The 2,250-nt window shown below is 35.2% G+C and carries 1 protein-coding gene and 1 pseudogene; both read left to right on the forward strand.

Features of this window, described 5'->3' with window-relative positions:
- On the forward strand, positions 1-703 hold a 703-nt coding region (locus VNJ50_RS00745; protein ID WP_414652843.1), incomplete at its 5' end, for a hypothetical protein.
- A 30-nt stretch (positions 704-733) separates the two neighbouring features.
- A pseudogene (locus VNJ50_RS00750) lies at positions 734-2,250 on the forward strand (hypothetical protein); the annotation flags it as partial.

The raw sequence follows: 2,250 nt of genomic DNA on the forward strand, positions 1-2,250 counted from the left end.
ATTTGTTTCCGATGATTTTACAGGTTTCAAAACGTTTACAAATCAAGCTCAGACCCAGTCCATCGATCGGAATTCGGCGATTATAATTAACGGTAAACCAAGATCGGATTTTGATAAGGAACTGAAAGAAGTACTCATTGCAGCAAATAAAACAGCAGAAAACGGAAATGAAATTAGTGTTGAATTTGAACATAATCCATCCAGCAGCCTTTCGTATATCAAATCAATGAATGTCATCAAAAATACTGGAAAAGATGGAACAGGTTTTATCATCATAAATGACGAAAATAACAATTCAAATCTGACTCATAATACTGTACAATCACAGAAAAACCAATCAGATTCTTTGATCGTTACTGGCAAAGCTATGAGATTAACCGATCCATCAAATTCATTGATAGCAACTGGCAGAGCGATTCGAAAAACCGATCAAACAGAAACCAATTACCTTAATGAATTAAGCTATTTTACGATTCACAAACATATTTCGGATGCTAATTTGAAAAACATTAAAAACTTTTTTGAATCGCATAATATCGATTTTAAGTCTTCAATAAAACGAAATAAAGAAGGAGGAATCTCAAAAATAAAAATTGAGATAAAAGATCAAAATGGCAAAACCTCAACAACGTCTTACGAAAACAATCAAGGCATTTCCAATTTTAAATTAGGATTAAAAGAAGACAAATTCTTTGTTGAATAATCCTAAAAACTCAAACACGTCATATTCTAAATGAAACATAACTTTTTATTACTTCTACTTTCTTTGTGCACTTTAAGCAGTTTTGCCCAAATAGAAATCACAGGAAAAATCATAGATTCAGAAACCGAAAAAACTTTGGGAAGTGCATCGGTAGTGGTTTCTCCAAAAGGAAAATCGAATATTTTAGGCTATGCCATTTCGGATAATGAAGGCACATTCAAAATTAAAATAACAACATCACTTGATAGTTTGAGCATTAAAGTTTCGTCGTTGGCTTATACGGCCCACACGAAAAACATTCTTGCAAAAAGTCAGGATGTAACAGTTAGGTTAGATCCTGCGGTAGAAACACTTGATGAAATATTTTTAAGACGACCGCCTATCCGTCAGCGTGGCGACACATTGGTTTTTGATCCTGCGGCTTTTAAAAGTAATAAAGACCGAAGCATTCAGGATGTTTTGGCAAAAATGCCAGGCATTGAAATTGATCCGAGTGGCGAAATCAAATATCAAGGTAAGCCGATCAATAAATTTTATGTAGAAGGTTTGGATTTGATGGGCGGAAAATACGGCATGGTCAGCAATAATTTGAACGCCGATAAAGTAAGTGCTGTTGAAATCTTGGAAAATCATCAACCGCTAAAAGTTTTGGACAGTTTGGTGCCTTCGGAACAAGCGGCCATCAATATTAAATTAAAAAACAAAGTAACGGTTTCAGGAAATATCGAAGCCGGTTTGGGCACTTCGCCTACCCTTTATTTTGGGAAATTGAGTCCAATGTTTTTCACGAAAGGTTTTCAAACTTTGGTAACCTATCAAACCAATAATAACGGAACGGATATCACTCAGGATTTTAGAAATTTTTCATATGCATCCTTTCGATTTGGAAGGCGCGACGAAGGTAAAAAAGATTGGTTTTCATTAGCTTCTCCAAGTCCGCCACCATTTTCGGGCAAGCGTTGGCTGGACAATCAGGCGCAGGCAGTTTCGGCAAATGCAGTATTTAAAAACAAAAAGGAACTTGAGTTTAAGGTCAACGCATCCTACATCAATAATTTGATAAAACGAGAAGGTGGCAATAAAACCACTTACTTTTTACCGGAAGGCGATACAACGATTGAAAATTTCACACAAAATAATTCAAGAGATGAATCATTGGATGTTTCGTTAAGTGTTGAGCGCAATAAAGACAAGAATTTTTTTAAAGAAAGTTTCAGTTTTAAGAAAGAATGGAATCGTGGATCGGCTTTTTTAACTGAAAATCTCGAACCTCAATATCAAAAACTGAACACGCCTTTTACGGATTTAAAAAACAATTTTGAAATTATTTTTCCTGTCGGAAAACAATTGATCACCTTTAATTCCAACATTCAATATAACGAAACGCCGCAAGCGTTACGCATTAGCCCCGGTGTTTTTTCTGAAATTCTTTCGCCCGATCAACCTATAAATTACGTGGATCAGCATCTTTTTGATAAAAAACTCGTTACCAATCATGCTTTGGATTTCACTAAAAAGTTTGGCAATTACAGTTTTAGCTTTCAGCC

The sequence above is a fragment of the Gelidibacter sp. genome (genome assembly GCF_035577925.1).
Taxonomy (GTDB): Bacteria; Bacteroidota; Bacteroidia; order Flavobacteriales; family Flavobacteriaceae; genus Gelidibacter.